The following is a 443-nucleotide window of genomic DNA, read 5'->3' as shown; positions in this document are numbered from 1 at the left end:
GAGAGACTTGAACTCTCACGTCCTTGCGGACACTAGCACCTGAAGCTAGCGCGTCTACCAATTCCGCCACCACCGCATGTGTGACTTTTCTTTCAGGGTGAAACTCACCCGGGTCCCTTGTTACAGGGGAGATTCCGACACATTTATCGAAACCTGAAACATGGCAGGGCTACCTGGATTCGAACCAGGGAATGGCGGCATCAAAAGCCGCTGCCTTACCGCTTGGCGATAGCCCTAAATGGTGCGGAAGGAGAGACTTGAACTCTCACACCTTGCGGCGCCAGAACCTAAATCTGGTGCGTCTACCAATTTCGCCACTTCCGCAAATTGTCTGCCTGTCAAGGCAAGGATGTCATTGGTGCGGAGGGAGAGACTTGAACTCTCACGTCCTTGCGGACACTAGCACCTGAAGCTAGCGCGTCTACCAATTCCGCCACCACCGC

The 443-nt window shown here is 54.4% G+C and carries 3 tRNA genes; all 3 read right to left on the bottom strand.

Annotated features, from left to right (window positions below):
- Positions 1-161: 161 nt before the first annotated feature.
- The 3 genes from P0Y67_RS22845 to P0Y67_RS22835 all read right to left on the bottom strand — a co-directional run bounded on the left by P0Y67_RS22845 (position 162) and on the right by P0Y67_RS22835 (position 443).
- Positions 162-236: transfer RNA gene (locus P0Y67_RS22845), tRNA-Gln, on the bottom strand.
- 3 nt (positions 237-239) lie between these two features.
- Positions 240-324 (bottom strand) — tRNA-Leu (locus P0Y67_RS22840).
- Between the two features lie 32 nt (positions 325-356).
- Positions 357-443: transfer RNA gene (locus P0Y67_RS22835), tRNA-Leu, on the bottom strand.

It is taken from the genome of Photobacterium sp. SP02 (assembly GCF_038519165.1).
In the GTDB taxonomy this organism is placed as follows: Bacteria; Pseudomonadota; Gammaproteobacteria; order Enterobacterales; family Vibrionaceae; genus Photobacterium; species Photobacterium halotolerans.
This window is presented reverse-complemented; position numbering and strand designations above follow the sequence as displayed.